The 26,163-nt window shown below is 69.1% G+C and carries 21 protein-coding genes and 1 pseudogene; 19 read left to right on the top strand and 3 right to left on the bottom strand.

Features of this window, described 5'->3' with window-relative positions; genetic code table 11:
* Positions 1-71 precede the first annotated feature (71 nt).
* Positions 72-1,304, top strand: a complete 1,233-nt coding sequence (locus tag A6P39_RS44905; RefSeq protein ID WP_275884446.1) for a condensation domain-containing protein — start codon at positions 72-74, stop codon at positions 1,302-1,304.
* Positions 1,291-1,989, top strand: a complete 699-nt coding sequence (locus A6P39_RS44910) for a hypothetical protein (RefSeq protein ID WP_275884447.1) — start codon at positions 1,291-1,293, stop codon at positions 1,987-1,989. Before A6P39_RS44905 ends, A6P39_RS44910 begins: the two co-directional genes overlap by 14 nt.
* Positions 1,990-2,007: 18 nt before the next feature.
* Here A6P39_RS44910 and A6P39_RS44915 read toward each other — a convergent pair whose 3' ends face one another.
* On the bottom strand, positions 2,008-3,723 hold the full coding sequence (locus A6P39_RS44915) for a non-ribosomal peptide synthetase (RefSeq protein ID WP_275884448.1): 1,716 nt from the start codon (positions 3,721-3,723) through the stop codon (positions 2,008-2,010).
* 165 nt (positions 3,724-3,888) lie between these two features.
* Between A6P39_RS44915 and A6P39_RS44920 the strand changes: the two genes are divergently transcribed.
* Positions 3,889-5,499, top strand: coding sequence for a condensation domain-containing protein (locus A6P39_RS44920; RefSeq protein ID WP_275884449.1), 1,611 nt, complete (start codon positions 3,889-3,891; stop codon positions 5,497-5,499).
* A gap of 23 nt (positions 5,500-5,522) precedes the next feature.
* Here the strand turns inward: A6P39_RS44920 and A6P39_RS44925 are convergent, their stop codons facing one another.
* Together A6P39_RS44925 and A6P39_RS44930 are read right to left on the bottom strand one after the other, a co-directional pair.
* The gene (locus tag A6P39_RS44925) at positions 5,523-6,518 is read right to left on the bottom strand and encodes an aldo/keto reductase (protein ID WP_275884450.1); all 996 of its coding nucleotides are present in this window, start codon (positions 6,516-6,518) and stop codon (positions 5,523-5,525) included.
* A gap of 247 nt (positions 6,519-6,765) precedes the next feature.
* Positions 6,766-8,094, bottom strand: coding sequence for a multidrug effflux MFS transporter (locus A6P39_RS44930; protein ID WP_275884451.1), 1,329 nt, complete (start codon positions 8,092-8,094; stop codon positions 6,766-6,768).
* Positions 8,095-8,573: 479 nt separating this feature from the next.
* Between A6P39_RS44930 and A6P39_RS44935 the strand changes: the two genes are divergently transcribed.
* The 16 genes and pseudogenes from A6P39_RS44935 (at position 8,574) to A6P39_RS45005 (ending at position 26,159) form a co-directional block, all read left to right on the top strand.
* Positions 8,574-9,329, top strand: a complete 756-nt coding sequence (locus A6P39_RS44935; RefSeq protein ID WP_275884452.1) for a helix-turn-helix domain-containing protein — start codon at positions 8,574-8,576, stop codon at positions 9,327-9,329.
* Between the two features lie 116 nt (positions 9,330-9,445).
* Positions 9,446-10,462, top strand: a complete 1,017-nt coding sequence (locus A6P39_RS44940) for a type III polyketide synthase (protein WP_275884453.1) — start codon at positions 9,446-9,448, stop codon at positions 10,460-10,462.
* Between the two features lie 27 nt (positions 10,463-10,489).
* Positions 10,490-11,047 (top strand): cupin domain-containing protein, encoded by a 558-nt coding sequence (locus tag A6P39_RS44945; protein ID WP_275884454.1) that lies wholly within the window; start codon positions 10,490-10,492, stop codon positions 11,045-11,047.
* A 7-nt stretch (positions 11,048-11,054) separates the two neighbouring features.
* Positions 11,055-12,212, top strand: a complete 1,158-nt coding sequence (locus A6P39_RS44950) for a DegT/DnrJ/EryC1/StrS family aminotransferase (protein ID WP_275884455.1) — start codon at positions 11,055-11,057, stop codon at positions 12,210-12,212.
* Between the two features lie 80 nt (positions 12,213-12,292).
* Positions 12,293-13,879, top strand: coding sequence for a class I adenylate-forming enzyme family protein (locus tag A6P39_RS44955; protein WP_275884456.1), 1,587 nt, complete (start codon positions 12,293-12,295; stop codon positions 13,877-13,879).
* Between the two features lie 98 nt (positions 13,880-13,977).
* On the top strand, positions 13,978-15,009 hold the full coding sequence (locus tag A6P39_RS44960) for a methyltransferase (RefSeq protein WP_443053152.1): 1,032 nt from the start codon (positions 13,978-13,980) through the stop codon (positions 15,007-15,009).
* Between the two features lie 141 nt (positions 15,010-15,150).
* Complete coding sequence (locus tag A6P39_RS44965; protein WP_275884458.1) at positions 15,151-15,810, top strand: undecaprenyl diphosphate synthase family protein; 660 nt, start codon at positions 15,151-15,153, stop codon at positions 15,808-15,810.
* Positions 15,811-16,725 (top strand): aromatic prenyltransferase, encoded by a 915-nt coding sequence (locus A6P39_RS44970; RefSeq protein WP_275884459.1) that lies wholly within the window; start codon positions 15,811-15,813, stop codon positions 16,723-16,725.
* Between the two features lie 294 nt (positions 16,726-17,019).
* The gene (locus A6P39_RS44975; protein ID WP_275884460.1) at positions 17,020-17,439 is read left to right on the top strand and encodes a TetR/AcrR family transcriptional regulator; all 420 of its coding nucleotides are present in this window, start codon (positions 17,020-17,022) and stop codon (positions 17,437-17,439) included.
* Between the two features lie 50 nt (positions 17,440-17,489).
* Positions 17,490-18,395, top strand: coding sequence for an aromatic prenyltransferase (locus tag A6P39_RS44980; RefSeq protein WP_275884461.1), 906 nt, complete (start codon positions 17,490-17,492; stop codon positions 18,393-18,395).
* 129 nt (positions 18,396-18,524) lie between these two features.
* Complete coding sequence (locus A6P39_RS44985; RefSeq protein ID WP_275884462.1) at positions 18,525-20,387, top strand: 1-deoxy-D-xylulose-5-phosphate synthase; 1,863 nt, start codon at positions 18,525-18,527, stop codon at positions 20,385-20,387.
* 14 nt (positions 20,388-20,401) lie between these two features.
* Positions 20,402-21,559 carry a flavodoxin-dependent (E)-4-hydroxy-3-methylbut-2-enyl-diphosphate synthase gene (ispG, locus tag A6P39_RS44990; RefSeq protein WP_275884463.1) on the top strand — a complete coding sequence of 386 codons (1,158 nt, stop codon included), beginning with the start codon at positions 20,402-20,404 and terminating at the stop codon, positions 21,557-21,559.
* Between the two features lie 410 nt (positions 21,560-21,969).
* A pseudogene (locus A6P39_RS45760) lies at positions 21,970-22,224 on the top strand (DUF6851 domain-containing protein); the annotation flags it as partial.
* Positions 22,225-22,279: 55 nt separating this feature from the next.
* Positions 22,280-22,918 carry a hypothetical protein gene (locus A6P39_RS45765; protein ID WP_443053153.1) on the top strand — a complete coding sequence of 213 codons (639 nt, stop codon included), beginning with the start codon at positions 22,280-22,282 and terminating at the stop codon, positions 22,916-22,918.
* Positions 22,919-23,016: 98 nt separating this feature from the next.
* Complete coding sequence (locus tag A6P39_RS45000; RefSeq protein ID WP_275884464.1) at positions 23,017-24,543, top strand: MFS transporter; 1,527 nt, start codon at positions 23,017-23,019, stop codon at positions 24,541-24,543.
* Positions 24,544-24,689: 146 nt separating this feature from the next.
* Positions 24,690-26,159, top strand: a complete 1,470-nt coding sequence (locus A6P39_RS45005) for a DUF6851 domain-containing protein (RefSeq protein WP_275884465.1) — start codon at positions 24,690-24,692, stop codon at positions 26,157-26,159.
* Positions 26,160-26,163: the final 4 nt, after the last annotated feature.

The raw sequence follows: 26,163 nt of genomic DNA on the forward strand, positions 1-26,163 counted from the left end.
CGTGGGGACGTCGGCGCCGCCTACGGGGGTGAACAACCCGACGTGCGAACAAGACACAGTGGAGTTCAGCCGTGCACCGGAGTATCACCGGGACCTACCTCAAGCATTACGCGAACGTCCGCGACGGAGCCGACGAGCTGATGCCACTGACCGGCGCGCAGCGCAGGTTCCACCACACCAGGTCCGCCGATCCGCACGACCGGGTCAGGATCCTGCCGGTCTTTGTGGAATTCCCGCCCGGCCTGTTGTCGGCTCACCGGCTGGAACAGGCAGCGCGATCGGTCCTGCTGCGGCATCCGGCGTTGCGCGGCACGGCGGACACGGCCGGCGGGGTGCCGGTCCTGCGGATAGGTCCGCTTCCCGCGGATCCGGTCGTGCGGGAAATCGTGGCCTCGGACGACGGCGCCGTATGGGCCGCGCTGGACGACTGGCCCGCCGGGCGGGGTTCGTTCCGGGTGCTCCTGGCCAGGGACGAGAAGCGGGATCTGCTGGCCATCGGGTTCGACCACCTGGTCTGTGACGGCGAGTCCACCGGCCTCGTGCTGGACGCGCTGGTGTCCGGCTATCAGAGCGGGGAGCGGGTGCCGGACTCCGTGGCCGCCGCCGAACTGCGCCGCTACCGGGAAGCGGTGGAGCAGCAGCTGACGAGGGAACACGAGGCGAGCGGGCCGGAGGCGTTGGCGCACTGGACATCACGGGTGCGTGACGCGGGGCCCGGCCTGTGGAGCAGGAACGCGGGCGAAGCGGGCGGGCAGGCCTCGGCCTGGCAGCGCGTCGCGCTGCCGGATTCGGCCACGGACCGGCCGTTCCCGGTGTTGCTGGCCGCCTGCCACACGGCGCTGACCCGGATACCGGGAACCGCGCCGGTCGCCTATACCTGGGGAGGCCACGACGAGGCGGGTGTGGTCGGCTGCTTCATCAACACGGTGCTGGCCAACCCGCAGGGCGAGGGCGTTCGCGAGAGCTGGTGGGAGGACCTGGAGTTCGTGGACACCCCGTTCGACGAAGTCGTCCGGGCCGCCAGGGCGTCACACGCGCCGTGGACCGGCCACCTCGACCTCGTGCTGACCCTCATCGATCGCACGCGCCGCCCGGCGCCGGTGCTGGACGGCGTGCCCGGCCGGTTCAGGTATCCGCCGGGCAACAGCATCGAGGAACCGGTGATCGTCACGGCCGTCCACGACCAGGGGGAGTTGTCGCTGCGCATCGATCACGATCCCACGATCGTGCCCGGCGCCGCCGCAGCCGGGATCGCCGGCGTACTGCGTGAATCCCTCGTGGACGCCGGCCATGCCGAGGGCTGAACCCACCGCCCGGTCACTGTTGATCTGCGTTGACGAGCGCTCACCGGTCGTGGAGGTGCCCAACGGCGACAGTGTGCTGTTCGGCTGGCGGGGCGGGGAGATCACCGTCGGCACCGACCAGGCGCTGACCGCGGGCCGGATCCACGCGTTCGGCGACTACTGGCTGATGTCGAACTGCGGCGCGGTGGGCACCTACTGCGTGGAGAACCTGGAGGGCGCGGGGGAGTACGTGAAGGTGCGGGCGGGCCGGGTCGGGGTGCCCATTCCCTTCGAGCTGAGCCGGGTGACGCTGACCGTGGGCGCCGGGGGCAACAGCTTCACCGTCTATGCCCCCGAACGCCGGACCACCGCCGGGCCGGGCGGCGCCGGGATTCCATTGCTGGACGAGGAGAGCCGGTACTTCCAGGTGCTGGTCTGCCTCTGCGAGCCGAGACTGCGGGACTGCGGTGTGGCGGCGGTACCGACCCCGGCGCAGGTCTCGGCCCGGTTGTCCGCCGCCGACCGGCCGCTTGGCCGCTCGGCGGTCAACTACCACATCGACTACCTGGCCACGAAACTCGGGATCGTGGCCCCGCGCGGGATGACCCGGGCGTGGAAGCGGGACACGCTGGTGACGCTGGCGTTGAAGTTCGACCTGGTGCGCCCCGAGCATCTCGGTCTCATTCCCGGACCCGTGCCGGCCTGAGGACGCGTCCCGGCGGGCTCACCCGGAGGTGACGATCTCCGTGACCGCCTCGGTGAACTCACCCAGGGTCGTCTTCTGGAACATGATCCGCGCCGGTACGCGGTGGCCCAGCTCCGCGCGGATCCGGCCGACCGCGCGCACCGCGAGCAGCGAATGCCCGCCGCGCTTGAAGAAGTCGTCGTCCTCCCGCAGCTCGATGCCGCCGAGAAGTTCGGACCACACCCGCCGGACCACCTCCCGCACCGGGTCTTCGGCGGGCGCCGGGCCGTTCGCGGTGCGCACCGGGCTCGCGGCGGGCGTTGCGTGCGTGGCACGCAGGGCCGCGAGATCCACCTTGCCCCGGTCGGTCATCGGCAACCGGTCCACGAACGTGATCACGTTGGGCACCATGTGGTCCGGCAGCCTGTCCCGCAGGTAGTCGTGGATCTCATCGGCCGACCGCCGGTTCGCCGTGGCCACCACGTACCCGGCGAGCGTCTGGTCCTGGGGCAGGACCACACAGTCCGCGACGTCCGGATGCGTGCGCAGAGCGGACTGCACCTCCCCGATCTCCACCCGGTGTCCGTTGACCTGAACCTGGTCGTCATCCCGGCCGAGGAACTCCCACACGCCCGCAGCGGTCATCCGGACACGGTCACCGGAGCGGAACACCCGCCCCCCGTCCGGCAGTTGGACGAAACGCTCCGCCGTGAGCGCGGCATCGCCGAGGTAGCCGCGCGCTACGCAGGCGCCGCCGATCAGCAACTCCTCCTCCGGCGAGACATGCAGCTCGGCCCCGGTGACGCCGAGGCCGATCGGCACATCCGGCCCGGTGTCCGTGCCGGCGTCGAACTCGTGGTAGGTGACCGCAACGGCCGCTTCGGTCGGTCCGTACCGGTTGAACAGCCTTACTCCGGGCAGCAGTTCGGTGATACGGCGGGCCACCGAGGCCGGCAGCCGGTCCCCGCCGCTGATCAGGTACCGCAGGCCGGTGGCCTTGCGGAAGGCCGGCTCGTCGAGCAGCAACGGCAGCATCGCCGGGGGGAGCCGGACCGCGGTGATCTCGTGCTCGACGAGTGCGGTGGCGATGGCGAGCGGGTCCAGATGATCGCCCTCGGCGAGTGAGATCACCGTGGCGCCCGCACCCAGTGGCCAGAAGAAGTCGGTCAGCGAGGCGTCGAACGTGTAAGGCGCCACCTGCAACAGCCGGTCGCCCGGCCCGAGCGGCAGTCGCTCGGCGAGCCAGTCCAGGTGGGGCGTGAGGTTGCGGTGCTCGACGACCACGCCCTTGGGCGTGCCGGACGATCCGGAGGTGTAGATGACGTACGCGGGATCGTCCGGGGTGGTGCCGACGGCGGCCGGTTCGCCTTCCGCGTCCCCCGCCACGCCGAGCGTGCGGACACCGTCGTGCCGGAACCGGGCCGTCGTCGCGTCGTGCACCAGCACCACGGCCGGTGCGCAGTCCGCGAGGATCCGTGCCAGCCGAGGGGCGGGTTCCTGCAGACCGAGCGGCACGAACGCCGCACCCGCCCGCAGCACACCGAGCATGGCGACCGCCATGTCGGCCCCGCGCTCCAGGAACAGCGCGACCCGCTCGCCGGGGCCGGCTCCCGCGTCGGCCAGACGCCTCGCGAGCCGTGCCGACCGCTCGGCCAACTCCTCGTAGGTCAGCGGCCGTCCGGCACTGTCGAGCCAGGCCGGGGCCGCCTGCGCCCCGTCGGGAACCCGGGTGTGCAACAAGCCGTTGTCCGACATCCTCATCTCCCCGCGGGTGGATCACTCACCGAGGTTCGATCCGATCACAGTCCGGCGGCCGAGTCATCCTGTCGAACGTCAGGGGCGGCCCCCAGTAACCGGGTTGTAGGGTGACCGGGGAATTGCCTCAGATGACCGCACGGACGATGAGGAGACGCCACGCTCATGGACCCCGTGTCGAGTGTTCCGCTGTCCGTCGGTCAGGAGGGGTCCGGGCGGGCCGGGGTCCGGCGGGCGAGCGCCGTGGATGCGGGGCAGCTGCGCCGGATGGCCGCCGTGTGGGAACAGGTGCTGAAGAAGGACGGGATCCAGCCGGAGGACTCGTTCTTCACCCTGGGCGGGCAGTCCCTGATGGCCGGTGCCCTGGTGAGTGCGGCGGGGGAGCGGTTCGGGGTGCGGATCCCGATCCGGACGCTGTTCGAGCACTCCCGGTTGGGCGAGTTCACCGAGCATGTGCTGGGACTGGCGGCGCCCGCGGCACCGCTGCCCGATGCCGTCTCCACGGATGTTCCCTTGGAGATGACCGCTTTCCAGCGGCGTATCTGGCTGGCCGAGCTGATCGATCCGAGCGTGCGCAATCACGTGCCGCTCGCCTGGCGGGTGGAGGGCCGGCTGGACCCGGACCGGCTGCGCGTGGCGCTGGGCCGGCTGGTGGCCGAGCACGAGATTCTCCGTACCCGGTTCGTCGATGACGACGACGCGTTGTCCGTGCAGTTGGGGGAGCCGTGGGTGCCGCCGTTGGAACTGCTCGACCTGCGAAACGCCCCCAACGGCATGATGGACTGGCAGGAAGCCGCCCTGCGCCGGCCGTTCGACCTCGAGTCCGGACAGCTGCTGCGGGCCGCCCTCGGCGATCTCGGTGATGGCCGGCAGGTGCTGCTGCTCTGCCTGCACCACCTGGTGATCGACGGGGAGTCGATTCCCGTCCTGCTCGCGGAGCTGGACCGTCACTACACAGCCCCGGGCAGGCCGCGAGCGGTCGTCCAGTACCGGGAGTTCGCCGCCTACCAACGACGCCAGCGCGACAGCGATGCCTGGAAGGCGGATCTGGAGTACTGGGCGTCCGCACTGGAGGGAGCGTCCGCGGATACGCCGCTGCCCGCGCCGAGGGAGCCGGAGCCGAACGGCGCGTTCCAGATCCCGTTGCCCGAGGGACTGCTGGATTCGCTGCGCGCGGTGCAGTCCGAACACAACGTCAGCTGGTTCATGGTGGCCGCCACCGCGCTGGCGGTGACGCTGCACCGCTGGACCGGCCTCGACGACGTCACGTTCGGGTCTCCGACGGCGAACCGGAATCAGCCCCGGTTCGCCGAACTGCTCGGCCCGTGCCTGAACACCGCGGTGCTGCGCTCCCGGGTGACCGCGGACAGCACAGTGCTGGACGCACTGCTGCGGATGCGCGGCGAGGCGCTGGGTGCGCTGGAGCACCAGAGCGTCGAGTTCGACGACGTGATCACCCGGCTGAATCCGGTCCGGCGGTTCGGACACACCCCCTATGTGAACGTCACGCTGAACATGAACCTGCTGGACGACCACGCCGCCGTGCTGGACGGGACACGGCTGACGCCGGTCCTGGACGACTCACTGCGCAGCAACAACGCCAAGTTCGGCCTGACGGTGACCATGGCGCAACGGGACGGCCGTTTGATCGGGCTGGTGGCCCATCGCGGAGATCAGCTCGGCGCCGGACACGCCCGGGAGGTGGCCGACGAGCTTGCCGGCCTGCTGGCCCGGTTCCCCAAGGCCCTCGATGAGCCGGTCATGCGGCACGGCTGAGCCGGCGCCGTGACGCGAGCGCCTCAGTGCTGGCCGGGCAACTGCGTGATGGGGTGCCCGGAGACGTTGTGCGGCTGGTACGGCTCTTCGAGGTAGTTGATCTCTTCGTCGTCGAGTTCCACGTCCACCGCGGCGATGGCGTCCTGGAGATGGCTCATCTTGGTGGCGCCGACGATGGGGGAGGTGATCTCCGGCTTGGAGAGCATCCACGCCAGCGCGAGCTGTGCCATCGGCAGCCCGCGTTTGGCGGCCAGTTGTCCGAGCCGCTCGACGATCTCGCGATCGGTGTCGAGGTAGAGGGTCTTGCCGAACTCGTCGGTCTCGCTGCGGGCGCTGACGCTGTCCCATTCCCTGGCGAGCCGTCCCCTGGCCAAGGGGCTCCAGGGGATGACGGCGACGCCCTGGTCGGCGCACAGGGGCAGCATTTCCCGCTCTTCTTCGCGGTAGATCAGGTTGTAGTGGTTCTGCATGGTGGTGAACGGAGTCCAGCCGTTGCGCTCGGCGACGTACTGGGCTTTGGCGAACTGCCAGGCCCACATCGACGACGCGCCGATGTGCAGTGCCTTGCCCGCCTTCACCACGTCGTGCAGCGCCTCCATGGTGACCTCGATCGGCGTCGCCGGGTCCCACCGGTGGATCTGGTAGAGGTCGACGTAGTCGGTGCCGAGCCTGCGCAGGCTGTTGTCGATCTCGGCCATGATCGCCTTGCGGGACAGTCCCACGCCGTTGGGTCCGGGGCGCGTCCGCCCGTGGACCTTGGTCGCCAGCACGATCTCTTCGCGGTGGCCGTATTCGCGCAGTATCTGCCCGACGATCTGCTCGCTGGTCCCGGCGGAGTAGACGTTGGCGGTGTCCACGAAGTTCACCCCGGACTCCAGGGCGTGCAGCAGCATCGGCCGTGCTTCGTCCAGGTCCAGGGTCCAGCGGTGGACGCCCTGGCCGGGCACGCCGAAACTCAGGGCGCCCAGGCAAATCCGCGATACGTCCACGCCGGTCGAGCCCAGCTTGACGTACTTCAAGGTGTTCCTCCTTGATTGGATCAGTGTCGGAACAAGCACTTGATGTTGGCAAGGGCGCAGACTTCCCCGCAAGTGTTGGCGAAATTCGATGCCTTCTCCGGGATCTTCGGAACGGCCTGGTGGACGGCGTCGGCGACGGTCGTCGTGACGCAATGCGACTGCGACGGCCAACTGCCCCGGCGGGAGAGCCGGTTGAGCAAGGAGCCGGTGCCGCCGGCCCGGCCGGCGCGCATCACCGGCCGGCGTCTCAGCGGCGGTCGGCCGGCTGCTTCGCCGGCTGCTCCTGCGGCCGGTTCTCCCAAGGACGGCACATGACCAGCAGGGACACGATCGCGCCCAGCGCGCTGCCCGTCTGCACCGCGGCCATCGGCACCGCCGTGCCCTTGCCCGCGATGCCGACGAGCAGCGTGGCGACCGCACCCGTGGCGAAGCACGAGACGCCGACCAGCGCGGACGCGGAACCCGCGGCGTGCGGAGTGCGCATCAGGGCGAGCGCGCTGGTGTTGGGCAGGACCAGGCCCAGCGCGGAGATCATGACGAAGAGGCAGCAGGCGACCGGGACCGTGCCCGCGTGGCCGAAGGCACCCCCGGTGATCAGCAGCAGTACCGTCCCGGCGCAGGCGATCACGCCGAGCCCGACCCCGAGCGCCTTGTCCAGGCGGACCCGGCCGACGAGGAGCTTGCCGTTGATCCGGCCGACGACCATCATGCCGAGCGAGTTGAGGCCGTAGAGCAGGGAGAAGGTCTGCGGGGACGCGCCGTAGATCTCCTGGATCACGAACGGCGAGGCGGCGATGTACGAGAACAGCGCACCGTAGGCGAAGCCGTTCACCATCACGTACCCGCCGAAGACCCGGTCGGCGACCAGTCCGCGCATGGTGAACAGGGCCCCGAGCACGCCGCCGCCCCGGCGCCGCTCGGCCGGCAGGGTCTCGGGCAGCCGGCGCCAGACCAGCGCGGTGAGTGCGACACCGATGACGGCGAGGACGAGGAAGACACCCCGCCAGGCGGTGAACCGCAGCACCTGCCCGCCGAGGATGGGCGCGATGACCGGAGCGAGGCTGGAGATCAGCAGCAGCGTGGAGAAGAACCGGGCCATCTCCAGGCCGTCGTAGAGGTCACGTACGACGGCACGGGCGATGACGATCCCGGCCGCACCCGCGAGACCCTGCAGCAGCCTGGAGCAGATCAGCAGCTCCACATTGGGCGCGACGGCGCAGCTCACGGAGGCTACGACATAGACGAGCAGCCCGATCAGCAGCGGCCGGCGCCGTCCCCACCGGTCGCTCATCGGACCGACCACGAGCTGTCCGAGCGCCATGCCGGTCAGGCACGCGGTGAGGGTCAGCTGGCCCATCGTGGCCGACGAGCCCAGCGTGCGGGTGACGTCCGGGAGGGCCGGGAGGTACATGTCCATCGACAGCGGGGGGACCGCGGACAGGGCGCCGAGGATGAACGTGACGAGTAACCCGGTCCGGCGCAGCCTGTTGAGCTTGCCGACGGACGAGCCGCCGCCCTGCGCCGGTCGTTTCGGGAACCGCTTGTTTCCGACGGTGGCTTCCTCGGCGCGAGACATTCGCCCTCCGTGTGCAGTCGTGTGGGTCTCGCCGATGGTGACAGCAGAGCGCTACAGAACCGGTCGGGTTCGGGTGGCGTGAACACTGCTGCGTCCGGGGGAAGTTGGCGTGACCTACGTCACTTTGAGGCGCCCTTGGCGGGCGGATGCCGAACGTGTCACTATTCCGGCACGCCTTGCCTGCCCAAAAACGGTCGCAGGGCGGTGGATTGAGCACCACACCCGATCCGGGTGGTGGTGCTTTTGCTGTTACGGCAGCCGGACATCGCGGGCGCCCGACGTATGTGCGCATCCCGGCACATGTGCGCATCACAAAGGCCCTGCGATGCTGCCTGGGCCGCCCGTACGGCCTTCAGGCGCCCATTCCCTCCAGGCCCGCCGGCCCGAAGGCCGTGGCAGGCCCGGCTGTGCATTCCTCACCGGCCGGCCGTCAGGCGCGCTTTACGCCCGGAACCGCCAGCTCGTATCAGGAGCCCTTCATGGAGCACCTCGTCCAGCATGCCGTCACCACGATCCGCGAACGGTTCTGGGAGCCGCTGAGCCTCGACGAGCTGGCGCGCAGCGCGATGGTCAGCAAGTACTACTTCCTCCGCGTCTTCACCCGGGTCACGGGTGTCACGCCGGGACGGTTCCTGTGCGCCGTGCGGCTCCAGGAGGCCAAGCGGCTGCTGCTGAACACTTCGTTGACGGTCGCCGACATCTCCGTGCAGGTCGGATACAGCAGCACGGGCAGCTTCACCCGCCGTTTCACCGAGTGGGTGGGGCTGTCTCCCACGCAGTACCGGAAGCTGTCGCTGGCGGCGCCCGGCGAGAGGCGGGAGCAGCCCGCGCTCACCGAAGTGGCCGGGCCGGCGCCGCAGGCACGGGCCACCGGCTCGGTGACAGGGGTGCTGCGCACCGCAGGCACCGTGCTCTCGCCCGTCTACGTCGGCGTCTTCGACAGCACCATGCTCCAGGGCACCCCCGCCTCCTGGACCAACGCGTCCGCGTCGGGGCGCTTCACGCTGGCCCGCGTGCCCGTGGGCACCTGGTACATCCACGCGGTGGCCCACGGCAGGCATCCCGAGTGTGCCGCCGAGGCGGAACTCACCCCGCTGACGGCCACGGTGGGCCCGGTGCGGGTGAAGGGCGACGCGGCCCACCGCCTCGGCATCACCCTGACCCCGCCGGACTGGACCCGGCCACCGATCCTCTCCGCCCTGATGGACCTCGACCCACAGCCGATGGCGGCGTGATCCCGGCCGGACGCTGTGCTCACAGCACATACCCCAGGCAGACTCTAGAGAAAGTGGATCCAGATATGCCCAGGCTATGCAAGCCCGCGGTACAGGCTCCGGAACACGTCATCACGATGGAAGAGACTCTGGATTTTGCCGCCAGGGTCCACGCAGGAAAGCCGCAGCTGCCGTTGGCGCTCCGCCTGATCCGGAACACGGGAGTGCAGACGCGGCATATCGTCCAGCCCATCGAGCAGACGCTCAAGCACCCGGGCCTGACGGAACGCAACCGCATCTACGAGGCCGAGTCGAAGAAGTGGACCCCTCTGGTCATCGAAGAGGCCCTGAAGAACGCCGATGTGGCGGCCCGTGACATCGACGCCATCATCTATGTGTCGTGCACCGGCTTCCTGATGCCGTCGCTGACCGCGTGGATCATCAACAAGCTGGGCTTCCGCCCTGACACCCGTCAGATACCCATCGCCCAGCTCGGCTGCGCAGCCGGTGGTGCGGCGATCAACCGCGCCCACGACTTCTGCGTCGCCCACCCCGGCAGCAACGTCCTCATCGTCTCGGCCGAGTTCTGCTCGCTGTGCTACCAGCCGGACATGGACGACATCGGCTCCCTGCTGTCCGACGGCCTGTTCGGTGACGCCGCCGCCGCCGCCGTGGTGCGCGGCAACGGCGGCATCGGCATCGAGCTGGAGCGCAACGCCTCCTACCTCATTCCGAACACCGAGGAGTGGATCTCCTACGCGGTGCGCGACACCGGCTTCCACTTCCAGCTCGACCGCCGCGTGCCCGGCACGATGGAGCCGCTCGCCCCGGTGCTGCGGGAGTTCGCCAAGGACCACAGCTGGGACGCCGGCAAGCTCGACTTCTACATCGTGCACGCCGGCGGTCCGCGCATCCTCGACGACCTCGCCAAGTACCTCGAGGTCGACCGCAATGTGTTCCGCCACAGCTGGTCGACGCTGAACGAGTACGGCAACATCGCCAGCGCCGTCGTCCTCGAGGCCGCCCGCAGGCTGTTCGAGGAGGACACCCCGGCGCCCGGCGCGACCGGTCTGATCGCGGGGTTCGGTCCCGGCATCACCGCCGAGATGGCGCTGGGCACCTGGGCCGAGCACACGCCGCAGACCCTTGACTGAGCCCACGCCCGGAAAGGAAGCGACCGTATGACCGACCTCATCCTCCCGGCGGGCGCGGGGCGGAAGCTGATCTCGCCGGCCCAGGAGGTGACCTTCAAGGCCACGAAAGAGATGGGTTCCTCCGTCTCGATCTTCGAGGTGATCGTTCCGCCCGGTTTCGACGTCGGGGCTCATGTGCACAGCCACGCCCAGGAGTTCTTCTACGTCCTCGACGGCGAGCTGGACCTGCTGTGCTTCGAGCCGACCGAGCGCACGAAGGACTCCTGGCACCGCTGGGAGTCTCCCAAGGGCGACCGCGTCGTCCGGGCGGGCGAGGGCGGCTGCATGTTCGTACCGTCCGGCATCCCGCACGCGTTCCGGAACCCCACGGACAAGCCCGCGAAGATGATCTTCCAGTGCCTGCCCTCGCCCGATCACGAGGACTACTTCGAGGAACTCGCGGAGATCTGGGCGCGCGGCACCACGGTGGACCCCGCGGCCATAGCGGAGATACGCAAGCGCTACGACGTCAGCCAGCTCACGCCGCAGCGCTACGAACCCCCCACCTCGGTCCCTGCCCAGTCGGCACCACAGCGCGGAGCGTGACGGAGAAATGAGCACGAACGATTCGATCCCCCTGGTCCACGCGAGCCTGGGCGAACAGGAACTGGCCGCGGTCGCCGAGGTGTTCGCCTCCGGCTGGCCGGCCGGGCAGGGCCCCAAGGGCAAGGCGCTCGAGGCGCAGCTGGCCGAGAAGTACGGCGTCGCCGACGCGGTCGCGGTGAGCAACTGCGGTGCCGCCCTGCACCTGGCCATGATGGCGCTCGGAGTGGGCCCGGGCGACGAGGTCATCGTCGCCGACTACGGCTTCCCGGCACCCGCCCAGGCCGCCCTCTACGTCGGCGCCACCCCGGTCTTCGCCGACGTACGCCCTGACACCTACACCGTCGACCCGCAGGTGGTGGCCGGCCTGGTCACGCCGCGTACCGTCGGCATCATCGCCGTGGACACCGTCGGCATGCCCGCCGACTACGTCGAACTGCAGGCGATCGCCGACCGCCACGGACTGTTCCTCGTCGAGGACGCCGCCTGCGCGGTCGGCGCCACCTACCGGGGCCGCCAGGCCGGTTCCCTCGCCGAGATCGGCTGCCTGTCCTTTCACGGACGCAAGGGCGCGTCCAGCGGCGAGGGCGGTGCGCTGCTCGCCGCCGACGCGAAGATCGGCAAGGACGCGCGGCTGCGCTCCTCCTTCGGCATCGGCTCCATCTTCGACATGGGAAAGGTCGTCGGCCTGCCCATCCCGACGTTCACCGAGATCGGCTACAACTTCAAGCTGTCCGACATCGCCGCGGCGATCCTGCAGGTGCAACTGGGCCGCATCGACGAACTGCTGGGACGGCGTGACGTGGTCGCCGGGCAGTACGCCGAACTCCTCGGCGACGACGAGCTGCTGACGGTGCCGACGGTGCCGGGCGACCGTACCCACGCCTGGCAGACCTACATGGTGACGCTGGATCCGGGCGTGGACCGCGGCGCGGTCGCCAGCGAGCTGCGCGGGAGGGGCATCGGCTGCGGGCACGGCACCTTCGCCGGCCACATCCAGCCCGTGTTCCAGGCGAAGCAGGAGTGCCCGGTCTCGGCCGATCTCGCCCGGCGTCAGCTCGCCATACCCATGCACGCCGAGCTGACCGAGGACCAGGTCGCCCGGGTCGCCGAGGTTCTGCGCGGCGCCGTGCGCGCCAACGCGAGCACCGGCCGGCGCGCCGCGTAGCGCGGGCACGGCCCGGTGCGCCACGGCTCCCGCACAGCGCGTCGCCCACCCCGCAGCGTGCACCGAAGGAGACACTCCCCATGAAGGGCTCGACAGCCTACACATCGATACAGAAGCGCGGCCTGCACATCGGCCTCCTGCCGGAGATGGCCGCGGCCGTGAATCCCTCAACGCCCATCTCCCTGGACCACGACCTGGACGTACTGCCCGAGGCGGGCCGGCGTCTGACGGTGGCTCAGTACGCCGGGCACGTGGATGACCTGGCCGCCCGCCTGTGGGCGGCCGGCGTCAGGCCCGACGAGCGCGTCGTGATCTACAAGACGGCCAATGCCGACCACTGGATGCTCGCCTCCGCGGTCTCCCGTATCGGCGCGGTCGTCGTGAACCTCTCACCGGCCCTGGACCCTGCCACCGTGGCGGTCCTGCTCGAGCGGGTCGACCAGCCGACCCTGCTCACCGATGGGACCAAGTTCGACCTCCTCGCGGACGTGCCGCTGACGGTACTCACCCGCCGGGTGATCACCTCGGCCGGGGAGCGGCCCGGGGCGATCGCGCTCGCCGGCCTCGCCGGCGCGCCGCGGGTCAAGCCGGTGGTCCGGCCGATCGACGAGGCCGCCGTCATCACCCACACCTCCGGCACCACCGGCATCCCCAAGCTTGTGGTGCACACCCCGCGCACCCAGGGCATCCGCCTGCTGCCGCAGTGGCGGCTGCTGTCTCTGATGCGCAAGAAGGACACCGTCGCCATCCATGTGCCCTTCGTGCACTCGCGGATGGTCGCGGCGATGTCCCTGGCGCTGTTGAAGGAGTACCCGGTCCTGCTCCTGCGCGAGACGGACCCGGCGATCGTCGCCGAGCAGTTCCTGCGCCACCGCCCGGGCTTCATCGAGGCGCTGCCCAACTCGCTCATGGAGTGGGAGGGGCTCACCGAGGACCCGCGGATGCCGTTCGCCTCGGTGAAGGTCTTCAGCAGCACCTTCGACGCCATCCACCCCGGGACGATGAGCAAGCTGCTCAACGCCTCCACCCGGCGCGGGGCACTGTTCTTCCAGATCTACGGCCAGAGCGAGGTCGGCCCCGCCGTCGGCCGCGCCTACTTCCGCCACTCCGCCCACAAGGCCAACGGCCGCTGCGTCGGCTGGCAGATGCCCCTGGGCGCGGCCAAGGTGCGCGTCGTCAGCCGTGACGGCAAGCGCCCGACGGAGCAGAACCCCGGCCGTATCGAGGTCGCCTGGCCGGGCATCGCCAAGACGTACTTCGGCGAGCAGGAACGCTACGACGACAACCGCAAGGGCGAATGGTGGGGGACCGGCGACGTCGGCTACTTCACCCGGTTCGGCTGCCTGCACATGCTCGACCGGGAGGTCGACATGATCCCCGGGATCAAGAGTTCCCTGGAGATCGAGGACGTCGTGCTCAGCAAGCTGGACGAGCTGAGCGAGCTGGTCGTGGTGCAGGGACCGAACTCCGAACCGGTCCCGGTGATCTGCACCGTCGACGACAAGCCGCTGGACCCCGCCCGCTGGCGCGCCGCCGTCGCAGGTTTCCCCCAGCTCGCCGACCCCGTCCAGATCCCGCAGGCCGAACTGCCGAGGACGGCCACCTTGAAGGTGCAGCGCCTCGCGCTGGCCCGCCGGTTCGAGAACCAGCTTCAGGAGCGGGCGTGACCCGCCGTACATCGACCACCACCGCGATGGAACCACACGATTCGAAAGGGGCCACAGCCTTGACACCGGAAGCCACACTCGCCCGATTCCGCGAGTACATGGTGGGACCCTCGCGCTTCATGAGCCTTGTCGCCAGCTTCGAACTGGGCATCGTCGACACGCTGCGCGAGACCCCGGGCCTGACCGCGGACCAGCTCGGTGCCGCCGTCGGCACCAAGCCGGACGTCGTGGAGCAGCTGCTGCTCCTGCTGGTCAAGGAGGGCTTCGTAGCCCACGACGACACCGCCGGCACCTACACCCTCGACGCGCTCGCGCACGTGCCCGTCAGCGACCTGAACCGGGCGCTCAACTACATGAACCTGATCAAGGTCACGGCGCTGAGGCAGCTGTACTGGCTCACCGAGAGCGCCCGGACCGGCACGATCGTGGGCTTGAAGGAGCTGTACGGCGCCGAGGGCACCCTGTACGACGCGGTCGCCGACCACCAGGACCTGAACGACGCCTGGCTCAGGCTGATGAACAACGTCACCGCCAACATCGACCCCTGGTTCTTCGACAACATCGACGTCCCGGCCGGCGCCAAGGTGCTCGACGTCGCCGGCAACACCGGCCTCGGGGCGATCCACACCTACCGCCACAAGCGCTCCGAGGGGCTGAAGGTGACCACCTTCGACCTGCCGGACAAGGAGCCCGAGGCGCTGAAGAATTTCAAGGCCGAGGGCCTCGAGGAGCACCTGTCCTTCATCGGCGGCAACGTGTTCGACGAGATCCCCCAGGGCTACGACGTCGCCCTGATCAAGCACTTCCTGGACATGTTCGACAAGAGCGACGTGGTCAGGATCCTCCAGGGCGTGCACAAGTCGCTGAACGTGGGCGGCACGGTCAACATCCTGGTGCCGGTCTACCCCGAGAACATCAAGGACACGGACAACTACAACGTCGACTTCTTCCCGGCCTTCTTCATCGGCTGCGCCATGGGCCAGGGCGGTCCGCAGAAGCTGTCGACCTACGCGCGCTGGCTGGAGGAGTGCGGGTTCAAGGTGACCCAGGCGATCACCAAGAACGCCGCGGAGATCCCGCCGGACGTCATTCCCGTCCAGGGCCTGCTTACCGCGACGAAGATCGCGTGACCGGCTGACCCCGGACCCCTTGATCGCGCCCTTCGCGACCGCCGCTGTGTGGGGCAGTGCCCAGCCGCCCGAAAGGCACTGCCCCGAGACGTCGGCACAGGCCACAGCAACGACAAGACAACGCAACGAAAGGACAGCACGGTGACCACCTTGATGCTGCTGCCGGACGGCATGCGCCGCTGGTCCCAGGCACATGGCGCATCTCTCGACGACGGCTACACGGCGATGGCGGACAAGCTGATCGAGTTCATGGGCTGGGCCCGGGAGGAGGGCGTCAAGACGCTCGTCGTCACGGCTTCCTCCGCCGCGAACTACAGCCGTCCCGAGGCCGCGGTGACCACGTTCATGAACGCGTTCAACGACGTGGCGCGCCGCATCTGCGACACGTACAACTTCGACTTCTCCGGGTCGCTCGACCTGGTGGCAGCCCCCTACATCTCCGAACTGGAGGAGCTGCGGGACAAGTCGGCCAAGGACGCCGACTTCACGCTGCACTACATCCTGGGCATGTCCCTCCAGCACGAGGTCGTCAGCATCTTCAACAAGCTCAACGGGAAGATCCCGGAGCTGACCGAGGAGATCCTCGCGGAGAACGCCTATGTCCCGGCGCAGGTCGACTACCTCATCCGCACCGGCGGTGCGGTCCGTATGTCGTCCTTCTTCCCGCTGATGTCCCCGTACGCGGAGCTGTACTTCTCCCCGGTCCTTTTCCCCGACATGACGCGGGCCGACTTCGACGCCGCTCTTGCGGACCTGCGTGCACGGGACCGGCGCTTCGGCGGCTACCCGGTGGGAGGCTGAATGTCCAGGACCGCTGAGATAGAAAGGGTGTACTCGGCCATCGAGGAGGGCTCTCGACTGCTGGGTGCAGCCTGCTCACGTGACAAGGTCCTGCCGGTACTGGACGCGTTCGGGGATGCGCTCCCGGAGGCCATGATTGTTTTCGGCGGGCAGGCCGGCGACCGCCACAAGGGAGAACTCGACTACAGCTTCACGGTTCCCCGGTCGATCGGTGACCCGTATCCCCATGCGCTGTCGAAGGGGCTCGTGGCCGAGACGGACCATCCCGTCGGCTCCGTGCTCTCCGACATCCAGGGGCGCTGGCCCATCGGGGAGTACTTCGTCGACGCCGGCGTCGTCGGCGGATTCAAGAAGCTGTACGCGCATTTCCCGGACGACATGCAGAAGGTGTCGGAGATCGCCGCCATTCCGTCGATGCCGCGCGCCGTGGCCGCGAACGCGGATCTCTTCGCCCGCTACGGCCTGGACAAGGTGGCGATGGTCGGAGTCGACTACCGGCACAAGACCGTGAGTGTGTATTTCCACTTCGGTCCGGACGGGCGTCCGACGCCTGGCACCATCCGCGCGATGCTGGGCGACCTCCACATGCCGGACCCGGCACAGGAGATGCTGGAATTCGCGCACCGGTCGTTTCGCGCCAACATCACCCTGGGCTGGGATTCCCCGGACATCATCCGGGTCGCCTTCGCTCCGCCGCCGGTGCGCGGACTGGATCCGTCGGCGGTGCCCGGCCGTATGGCGCCGGGAATGGAGGAATTCGCGCGCACCGCTCCGCGCGTCTACACCGGCGGGCGTGTGAACCTGTACGCCGTCAAGTGGATGCGCGGCGAGGAATTCCTCGAGGTCAACACGTATTACCAGCTGGCGGGCCTGCAGGAGAAGCTCGTCGTCGAGGCTCCCAGGGAACAGGGCTAGTGCCCCAACAGGCAACGTTCGCCCCGTCGCGACGCCCGGCACGCTCCCCCAGCCTTCGGCCGGGAGGTGCCCCCACTCGCCGCACCGCCCGGAAGCCCAAGTACGTCCAGTACGAGGGCATCCGGCCGGCACGCCGAGAGCACGCACCGGACGCCGCTCCTTGACGGGCAAACGTTGCCTGCCGGGGCACTAGGCCGGCGGGAACAGGTGGTTCTCCGCCCGCCTCGCCCGACCGGCCCTCCGGCCGGGTGGGCCGCCCTCGCACCAGCGCTGAAACCAACACCTGGAGAAGACATGCCCGGAGCGACCGAGGTGGCGAACGCGGGACCGGAGAACCTGGCCGCATACGCGAACGCGCTTTTCGAGGAGGCCATCGCCGGGCCGCGCGAGCAGCTCGGCGAACGCCTCTTCCGGATGTCCCTGACAGCCTGGGAAAACCCTCAGCTGAGGCCACAGCTCCTGGAGAAGATCCGGTCCGCGACCACCAGCGAGGAGGGCGCGGCAGCGCTTCGCGACCACTTCTCCGCGATGCTGGTCGAGCGGGTGGGTGAGGTGGTCGGGGCGTCGCGGCTGCACCTCAACGCGGTGGTGGCCCAGGTCGTGGGCCTGATCATGCTGCGCTACGTGATGCGGATGGAGCCGATCGCGTCGGCGTCGGTTGGCGAGTTGGTCGACACCTTCGCCCCCACGATCCAGCGCTATCTGGACGCCTAGGCCGAGTTCGCCACGCTTCAACAACAGATCCAAAAATGTTTGGAGGATGAATGTCTGGGAACGCGGCGGACAAGCTCTACTCGGCCATCGAGGAAACCGCCGGCCTGCTGGATGTGACCTGCTCGCGTGACAAGGTCTGGCCGGTGCTGACCTCGTTCGAGAAGTTTCTCCCGCAGGCCGCCATTCTCTTCCGGGTGGCGACCGACGCGCGCCACGCGGAAGAACTCAATCTGCACTTCATGATGCTTCCGGGTGACGTCGACCCGTATGCCCTCGCGCTGTCGAACGATCTCATCGCGAAGACGGACCACCCCGTCGGCAGCCTGCTCTCGGACATCGCGGAACAGTTCCCGGTCGAAACCTACGGCATCGACTTCGGAGTCGTGAAGGGCTTCCAGAAGACCTGGTCGTGCTTCCCCGGCAGCAGCATGCAGAGCCTTGCGAAGCTCGCCGACATCCCGTCCGTGCCGCGCGGCCTCGCCGAGAACATCGGCTTCTTCTCCCGCTACGGCCTGGACGAGAACGTGACCCTGGTCGGCATCGACTTCGGGCACAAGACGATGAACGTGTACTTCGGCGACGTGGCCGAATGCCTCGAGCCGGACGTCATCCGCGCGATGCTGCGCGACATCGACATGCCGGAGCCGAGCGAGCAGCTGCTCAACTTCGCCCAGCAGGCGTTCGGCTTCTACGCCACCTTCAGCTGGGACTCCCCGAAGATCCAGCGATTCTGCTACGCGGCGATCGCCCCGGATCCGACGGCGCTGCTCGACCGGATCGAGCCGAAGATCGAGCACTTCCTGAAGACCGTCCCGTACGGCGTCGACGACCCCAAGGCCGTCTATGCGGCGACCTCTCCGGCAGACGGGGAATTCTACAAGATCCAGTCCTACTACCAGTGGCGGCCCCGCCTGGTGAACCACATGCACACGAGCGTGCCCGACTCCAGCGAGTAACGTTCGCGGATCTCTCACCGGCCGCTTTCAATGGGCCGCTTTCCGGGTGACGACGACAGGGAACCACCTCGGTTTCCTGTCCTGCCAGACGTTCAATCGTTTCGGACAACAACTCGCCGAGGAATCGTTATGGGCCTTCTTGAGAAGATTCACCGTCCAGAAGATGTCCGGAGGCTGGATTCTTCGCGGTTGCCGGAACTCGCCGCCGAGATCCGCGACTTCCTGGTGGACGCGGTATCCAAGACGGGCGGGCATGTCGGGCCGAACCTCGGCGTCGTCGAGTTGACCATCGCGCTGCACCGCGTCTTCGAATCCCCCCGGGACCGGCTGCTGTTCGACACCGGCCACCAGGCCTACGTCCACAAGCTGCTGACCGGGCGCCGGGCCGGGTTCGACCGGCTGCGCCAGCGCGGCGGGATGTCCGGATACCCGAGCCAGGCCGAGTCCGAGCACGACGTCATCGAGAACTCCCATGCCTCGACCGCGCTCTCCTACGCCGACGGGCTGGTGAAGGCCCAGCAGCTCACCGGCAGCGACGGCAGCGTCGTCGCCGTCGTCGGGGACGGCGCGATGACGGGCGGCATGGCCTGGGAGGCGCTGAACAACATCGCGGCGTGCGCGGGCCGCCCGGTGGTGATCGTGCTCAACGACAACGGCCGCTCCTACTCACCGACCGTCGGGGGCTTCGCCAGCCATCTGGCCTCGCTCAGGCGTGCCGCCGGCCGGGACAGCGCGCCGGAACCCACCGAGCAGGGTCCGGCCCCGCAGTCGATGTTCGAAAGCCTCGGCCTCACCTACCTCGGCCCGGTGGACGGGCACGACCTGTCCGCCCTGGAGGAGGCCCTCGGCGCGGCGCGCGCCCTCGCCCGCCCGGTGGTCGTGCACTGCGTCACCAGGAAGGGCTACGGCTACGCCCCGGCGGAGAACCACACGGAGGACTGCTTCCACGGCCCCGGCGCCTTCGACCCGGTCACCGGTGCCTCGCGGGTCGCCTCCGACACCTCCTGGACGGAGGTGTTCGGCTCCGAGCTGGTGAAGATCGGCGCTGAGCGCGCCGACGTCGTGGCCCTCACGGCCGCCATGCTGCACCCGACCGGCCTCGCCGAATTCGCCGAGACCTACCCCGAGCGCGTCTTCGACGTCGGCATCGCCGAACAGCACGCGGTCACGTCCGCGGCCGGTCTCGCGCTCGGCGGGCTGCACCCGGTGGTGGCGGTGTACGCCACCTTCCTCAACCGCGCCTTCGACCAGGTCCTGATGGACGTCGCGCTGCACCGGCTGCCGGTAACCTTCGTCCTGGACCGCTCCGGCGTCACGGGCAGCGACGGGCCCAGCCACAACGGCATGTGGGACATGTCGATGCTCTCCCTGGTACCCGGCCTGCGGATCGGCGCCCCGCGCGACGGGGCCCGGCTGCAGGAACTCCTGCGCGAAGCGGTGGACGTCTCGGACGCGCCCACAGCCGTGCGGTACCCGAAAGGCCCGGTGCCCAAGGACATCGACGCCATCGGCAAGTTCGGCACCATGGACGTGCTGGCCCGGCACATCGGCCTGGGGCACACCAGCCACGACGCCGAGGAGGTGCTGCTGATCGGCGTCGGCTCCCTGGCCGGTATGTGCGTGGAAGCCGGACGCCTGCTGGCCGCTCAGGACCTGGGCGTCACGGTCGTGGACCCCCGGTGGGTCAAGCCGCTGGACTCCGCCCTCGCCGACGCGGCCCGCCAGCACCGCCTGGTGGCCGTGGTCGAGGACAACGGCCGGGTGGGCGCCGTGGGCGACGCGGTCGCCCGGCTGCTGCGCGACGCCGGCATCCCCACGCCGGTGTGCACCTTTGGCATCCCCCAGGAGTTTCTCGAGCACGCCAGCCGGTCCGAGATCCTCACCGACATCGGGCTGAGCGCCCAGAGCCTCGCCCGCACCATCGCACACCTCGTCGAGCAGACGTCCGTCGCTGCCCACGGCGATGACTGGTCCATGCCATTGCCTGCTTGAAAGGAGACCCGCTCGTGCCGAATGTCGATCTAGGTGTACCGCAGGTCCCGCAGCGACCGACGGTGAAGCGGCGACGCTCCCGTCCGATCAAAGTGGGATCCGTCGGGGTGGGCGGGGACCACCCCATCTCGGTGCAGTCGATGACCACCACACTGACGGCCGACGTCAACGCGACCCTGCAGCAGATCGCCCAACTCACCGCCGCCGGTTGCCAGATCGTCCGCGTCGCCGTCCCCTCCCAGGACGACGCCGACGCCCTGCCCCAGATCGCCCGCAAGTCGATGATCCCGGTGATCGCCGACATCCACTTCCAGCCCAAGTACGTCTTCGCGGCGATCGACGCCGGCTGCGCGGCCGTACGGGTCAACCCGGGCAACATCAAGAAGTTCGACGACCGGGTCAAGGACATCGCCCAGGCCGCCTTTGAGGCCGGCGTGCCCATCCGGATCGGCGTCAATGCCGGCTCGCTCGACAAGCGGCTGCTGCAGAAGCACGGCAAGGCCACCCCGGAGGCGCTGGCGGAGTCCGCGCTGTGGGAGGCGTCCCTGTTCGAGGAACACGGCTTCCGGGACATCAAGATCTCGGTCAAGCACAACGACCCGGTCGTGATGATCGAGGCCTACCGGCAGCTGGCCGCCCAGTGCGACTACCCCCTGCACCTCGGCGTCACCGAGGCCGGGCCCGCCTTCCAGGGCACCATCAAATCCGCCGTGGCCTTCGGCGCGTTGCTGAGCGAGGGCATCGGCGACACCATCCGGGTCTCGCTGTCCGCCGACCCGGTGGAAGAGGTCAAGGTCGGCACCAAGATCCTGGAGTCGCTGGGCCTGCGCCAGCGGGGACTCGAGATCGTCTCCTGCCCCTCGTGCGGGCGCGCCCAGGTGGATGTGTACAAGCTGGCCGACGAGGTCAACGCCGCCCTGGAGGGCTTCCCCGCTCCGCTGCGGGTGGCGGTCATGGGGTGTGTCGTCAACGGACCCGGCGAGGCCCGTGAGGCCGACCTGGGCGTGGCGTCCGGCAACGGCAAGGGCCAGATCTTCGTCCGGGGAGAGGTCGTCAAGACCGTGCCCGAGTCGCAGATCGTCGAGACGCTGATCGAGGAGGCCATGCGCCTCGCCGAGGAGATGGGCGTCGACCCGCTCGCCGACAAGGAGACCGGCTCCCGGGCGGCCTGAGGCCGGCTCCGCCAACTGCTCGAAGTGCGCTTGAGAACCAGGGTGGTTGGTGCTCGAGGGGCTTTGACGGATCCGTTGTGCCGTTTTTAGCGTGAGTGACCGCCTGAGCCAGACGCGCATCCCTCGCGACGAAGACGGAAAACCCGATCATGACGACGTCCGGACGTTCCCCCTTCTCGATCTTCTTACCACGGCGCAGATCGCTGCTGATCGGAACGGCCTCGACCGCGGTGCTCGCCACCCTGGGCACCGGCACGGGCGCCGCCGGCACCCGCTCGGCGGCGGCCGTCGACTTCGACTTCGACGCCGGCAACTTCCACCGGGACCTGCTCAGCACGCCGGGCAACCTGTCCGACGAGCCCATTGGCCCCATGGACGCCTCCGTCCTGATCTACCTCACCCATCTGACGATGGCCGCGTGGTTCGACGCACTGGCGCCCTACCACCGGACCGTGCTCGGTGTGTACTCGCGCATCGCCCGCCGTCCCGCGAGCGAGTCCGCCACCAATCGGAACAAGAACATCGCCGCCCTGCACGCCGGGTACCGGGTGATCAAGAACACGTTCGCGGAGTGGGAGCCGGCCTACCGGCAGTTGATGACCTCGCTCGGCCTGAACCCCGACGACGAGTCGATGAACCCGGCCACTCCCGTAGGCATCGGCAACCGGGCCGCCCAGGCCGTGCTCAGGGCACGCGCGCGTGACGGCATGAACTACCTCGGTGGCGGGCCGGGCGACAAGAGCATCTTCGTCATCCAGAAGTTCGCCACCCCGCAGCTGGCGCTGGTCAGGGCCGACACCTGCGAGGCCCCGGGCCAGTTCGAGCTGGCCCCGCCCGACCACACCGCCCACACCCACCCTCGCCGCTACAAAAGCTCGGTGGACGAGATGCTCGCGGCATCGGCCGGACTCACCGACGAGCACAAGACGAAGGCGAAGTTCTTCGACAACAAGTTCCTCGGCATCGGCCAGTCGACGAAGGCCGCGGCCGAGGCCCACGATCTGGACCTGCAACCCGTCCGGTTCCACGACGCTGTGCGCCGCAAAGACACAGGCGGCGCGGCGCTTCCTCGGCGACGACGTCCTGAACTGGACGTACAAGGTCGCCGCCGGCTCGTTGCTGACGGAGCCGGGGCACGTTCCCGCCAAGGACATCGAGCTGCACTTCGCCACCTGGAGCGAGTTCGAGAAGAACTGCGCCATGAGCCGTGTGTGGGCCGGCGTGCACCTCCCGACGACGGCCGAGAGGTCCCTGAAGTCGGCCGGCGGTTCGGTGACCGGGCCTATGAGCTGGTGCAGCGCTATGCCAAGGGCGAGGCCAGGGACCGCCCCTGACCGGATGCCGGCCCACCGGCGGTGAGAGCCGGCTCCGCCTCGGCCCCCATGTCACAGCTCGGCCGGTCTGTCTCGTCGTATGAGTGACGCCTCAAGTCCGTTCGTTGGAACAAGGAGAAGATCATGGCAGCAGGAAGCGCAGCCCCCGCGGCCGCGCCGGCATCGGGTACGGCTGAGGATCCCAGGCGGTGGCTGATCCTCGCTGTCATCTGCATCGCCTATCTCACCGTCGGTCTCGACATGACCGTGGTGAACCTCGCGCTTCCCTCGGCGCAGAAGGCGCTGGGCTTCTCGGACACTGACCGGCAGTGGATCGTGACGGCGTACGCCCTCTCGTTCGGCAGCCTGCTGCTGTTCTGCGGGCGGTTGTCCGACCTGATCGGCCGTAAGCAGCTCTTCCTGATCGGCGTGTCCGGCTTCGCGGTCGCCTCCGCCATCGGCGGTGCCGCGAACAGCTTCGGGATGCTGGTGACGGCGCGCGCCCTGCAGGGTGCCTTCGCCGCGATGCTCTCGCCGTCCTGCCTGGCCCTGCTGGCCACCACGTTCACCGACCCGAAGGAGAAGGCCAAGGCCTTCGGTGCGTACAGCGGCGTGGCGGCCGCGGGTTCAGGCTTCGGCCTGATCGTCGGTGGTGCGCTGACGTCCGCGCTGAACTGGCGCTGGTGCCTGTACGTCAACCTGGTCTTCGCCGCGGTCGCGCTGGTGGGCGGTCTGGTACTGATGAAGAGCCAGCCCAAGATCGGCGCCCGGATGGACTTCCCCGGTGTGCTGCTGGCCTCGGGCGGCATGTTCGGCGTGGTCTACGGCCTGTCCAACGCGGCCGACAAGAGCTGGCACACGCCTTCGACCTGGGGAACCCTCGTGGCGAGCGGTGTGCTGCTGGCCGCCTTCGTCGTCTGGCAGACGCGCGCCGCGAACCCGCTGCTGCCGCTGCGGATCCTGCTGGACCGCAACCGCGGCGGTGCGATTCTGACGGTCCTGTTCGTGGGCACCGGGATGTTCGGCATCATGCTGTTCCTCGTCTACTACATGCAGGACAGCCTCGGTTACTCCGCCATCAAGTCCGGTTTCGGGATTCTGCCGATGATCGTGTGCACCATGGTGGGAGCCGGCGTGGGTGCCGCGAAGCTGATGCCGAAGCTCGGCCCCAAGCCGTTGATCAGCAGCGGCATGGTGCTCTGCGCGCTGGCCATGGCCTGGCTGACCCGGATCGGCACCAACTCCGGCTACGCCTCGCACCTGCTCGGCCCGCTCCTCATCGCCGGCGTCGGCTTCGGCCTGATCTACGCGGCGGCGCTGAGCACCGGCACCGCCGGGGTGCAGCCCCAGGACGCGGGCATCGCCTCGGCGTCTGTGAACACCGGCCAGCAGCTCGGCGGCGCCATCGGCACCGCGCTGCTCAACACCATCGCCGCCACCGCCACCACCAACTGGCTGAGCGACCACGCGCACGACAAGCCCTCGGCGCAGCAGCTCCAGCTCGCATCGGTCCACGGCTACACCACGGTGTTCTGGTGGTGCACCGCCATCTTCGCCGTCGGCGCCGTGATCAGCGCGCTGTTGCTGCGCAACGGTCCGCTGCCCACGCCCACGCCCGCACACGCCCCGGCCGGGGACGCGCCCGGGCAGGCCGCGGCAGCACACTCCTGACGATGCGTCAGAAATCTGGATCCGTCGGCTGACGGCCGGCGATACCGGAACCGGTCCGGTCATCGCCGGCCGCGCCCGCAAGCGGGCCGGGACCCCATGATCCACCTGCACCTGCCGTACCCCTGAGGATCATTAAGGAACACACCATGACGACGTCCGACACTTCTCCCGCTCCAGGCTCCTCGAGCGCCGGCGCCGCGGCCGGGCCGGGCGGCTTCGACCTGGACAACGGCAACTTCTACACGGATCTGATCGGCAAGGCGGGTGACACCACCGGGCAGCACCAGGCCCTGGACCCCCAGGATGTATCCATCATCATCTGGATCCAGGACATGCTGCAGGCGGCGTGGTTCGACGCGCTGGCGCCCTACCACCCGACCGCGGTCGGTGTGTTCTCCCGGATCGCCCGCCGTCCCGCGAGCGAGTCCGCCACCAACCGGAACAAGAACATCGCCGCCCTGCACGCCTCGTACCAGGTGATCAAGCCGGTGTACCCGGACCGGGCGGATGTCATGCGCCAGCTGATGACGTTCGTCGGCCTGGACCCCGACGACGAGTCGGAGGACCCGACCACCGCCGTCGGCATCGGCAACACAGCCGGCAAGGCCGCTCTGAAGGCCCGTATGCGCGACGGCATGAACTTCCTCGGCGACGAGCGCGGCGCGTACAACGGCCGGCCCTACGACGACTACACCGGCTACGAGCCCGTCAACACCGCCTACAGGCTGACCGACCCCTCCAAGTGGCAGCCGCAGGCCGGGCCGCACCGCCGCCGGGTCGGCGGGGGCCCGGGCGACAAGGACATCTTCGTCATCCAGAAGTTCGCCACCCCCCAGCTGCGGCTGGTCAAGGCCCACTGTTACAAGGACCCGGCCCAGTTCGAGCTTGCCCGGCCCGAGCACCTCGACCACACCGACCCCACCCGCTACAAGCGCGCGGTGGACGAGGTCCTGGCGGCGTCGGCCGGACTCACCGACGAGCAGAAGGTGAAGGCCGAGTTCTTCGACAACACCTACCTGGGCGTCCTGCAGTCCACGAAGGCCGCGGGCCTGGCCCACAAGCTGGACCTGGACGGCTGGGTCCACCTGCTCTTCACCAGCTCGGTCGCACAGCTCGACAGCCTGATCGCCGCCTGGCACCACAAGCACGAGGCCGACGCCGTGCGCCCGGTCAGCGCGGTCCGCCACGTGTACGGCAAGGCCCCGGTGACCGCCTGGGGCGGCGTCGGCAAGGGCACGGTCGACGACATCCCGGCCGACCAGTGGGCCAGCTATCTGCCCGCGGGCGACCGCCCCGAGTACCCGTGCGGTACCACGACGCTCGTCGCCGCCCAGGCGCAGGCGGTGCGCCGCTTCCTCGGCGACGACGTCCTGGAGTGGACGCAGCCGTTCCCCGCCGGCACGACGCAGACCGAGCCGGGCATCACCCCCGCCAAGGACATCGACCTGCACTACGCCACCTGGAGCGAGTTCGAGAAGGACTGCGCCGAGAGCCGGGTGTGGGCCGGCGTGCACTTCAAGAAGACGGCCGAGCGGTCCCTGGAGTACGGCAAGCAGTTCGGCGACCTGGCCTACGAGTTCGTGCAGCGGCACATCAACGGCGACGTCGAGAACTGACTCC

Origin of the sequence: Streptomyces sp. FXJ1.172 (assembly GCF_001636945.3) — a bacterium.
Taxonomy (GTDB): Bacteria; Actinomycetota; Actinomycetes; order Streptomycetales; family Streptomycetaceae; genus Streptomyces.

Excerpts from the sequence above, each read along its gene's own strand:
- A6P39_RS44910 (WP_275884447.1), top strand. The coding sequence starts at position 1,291 with ATGCCGAGGGCTGAACCCACCGCCCGGTCACTGTTGATCTGCGTTGAC.
- A6P39_RS44915 (WP_275884448.1), bottom strand. The coding sequence starts at position 3,723 with ATGTCGGACAACGGCTTGTTGCACACCCGGGTTCCCGACGGGGCGCAG.
- A6P39_RS44920 (WP_275884449.1), top strand. The coding sequence starts at position 3,889 with ATGGACCCCGTGTCGAGTGTTCCGCTGTCCGTCGGTCAGGAGGGGTCC.
- A6P39_RS44930 (WP_275884451.1), bottom strand. The coding sequence starts at position 8,094 with ATGTCTCGCGCCGAGGAAGCCACCGTCGGAAACAAGCGGTTCCCGAAA.
- A6P39_RS44935 (WP_275884452.1), top strand. The coding sequence starts at position 8,574 with ATGGAGCACCTCGTCCAGCATGCCGTCACCACGATCCGCGAACGGTTC.
- A6P39_RS44940 (WP_275884453.1), top strand. The coding sequence starts at position 9,446 with ATGGAAGAGACTCTGGATTTTGCCGCCAGGGTCCACGCAGGAAAGCCG.
- A6P39_RS44945 (WP_275884454.1), top strand. The coding sequence starts at position 10,490 with ATGACCGACCTCATCCTCCCGGCGGGCGCGGGGCGGAAGCTGATCTCG.
- A6P39_RS44950 (WP_275884455.1), top strand. The coding sequence starts at position 11,055 with ATGAGCACGAACGATTCGATCCCCCTGGTCCACGCGAGCCTGGGCGAA.
- A6P39_RS44955 (WP_275884456.1), top strand. The coding sequence starts at position 12,293 with ATGAAGGGCTCGACAGCCTACACATCGATACAGAAGCGCGGCCTGCAC.
- A6P39_RS44960 (WP_443053152.1), top strand. The coding sequence starts at position 13,978 with ATGGTGGGACCCTCGCGCTTCATGAGCCTTGTCGCCAGCTTCGAACTG.
- A6P39_RS44970 (WP_275884459.1), top strand. The coding sequence starts at position 15,811 with ATGTCCAGGACCGCTGAGATAGAAAGGGTGTACTCGGCCATCGAGGAG.
- A6P39_RS44975 (WP_275884460.1), top strand. The coding sequence starts at position 17,020 with ATGCCCGGAGCGACCGAGGTGGCGAACGCGGGACCGGAGAACCTGGCC.
- A6P39_RS44980 (WP_275884461.1), top strand. The coding sequence starts at position 17,490 with ATGTCTGGGAACGCGGCGGACAAGCTCTACTCGGCCATCGAGGAAACC.
- A6P39_RS44985 (WP_275884462.1), top strand. The coding sequence starts at position 18,525 with ATGGGCCTTCTTGAGAAGATTCACCGTCCAGAAGATGTCCGGAGGCTG.
- A6P39_RS45000 (WP_275884464.1), top strand. The coding sequence starts at position 23,017 with ATGGCAGCAGGAAGCGCAGCCCCCGCGGCCGCGCCGGCATCGGGTACG.
- A6P39_RS45005 (WP_275884465.1), top strand. The coding sequence starts at position 24,690 with ATGACGACGTCCGACACTTCTCCCGCTCCAGGCTCCTCGAGCGCCGGC.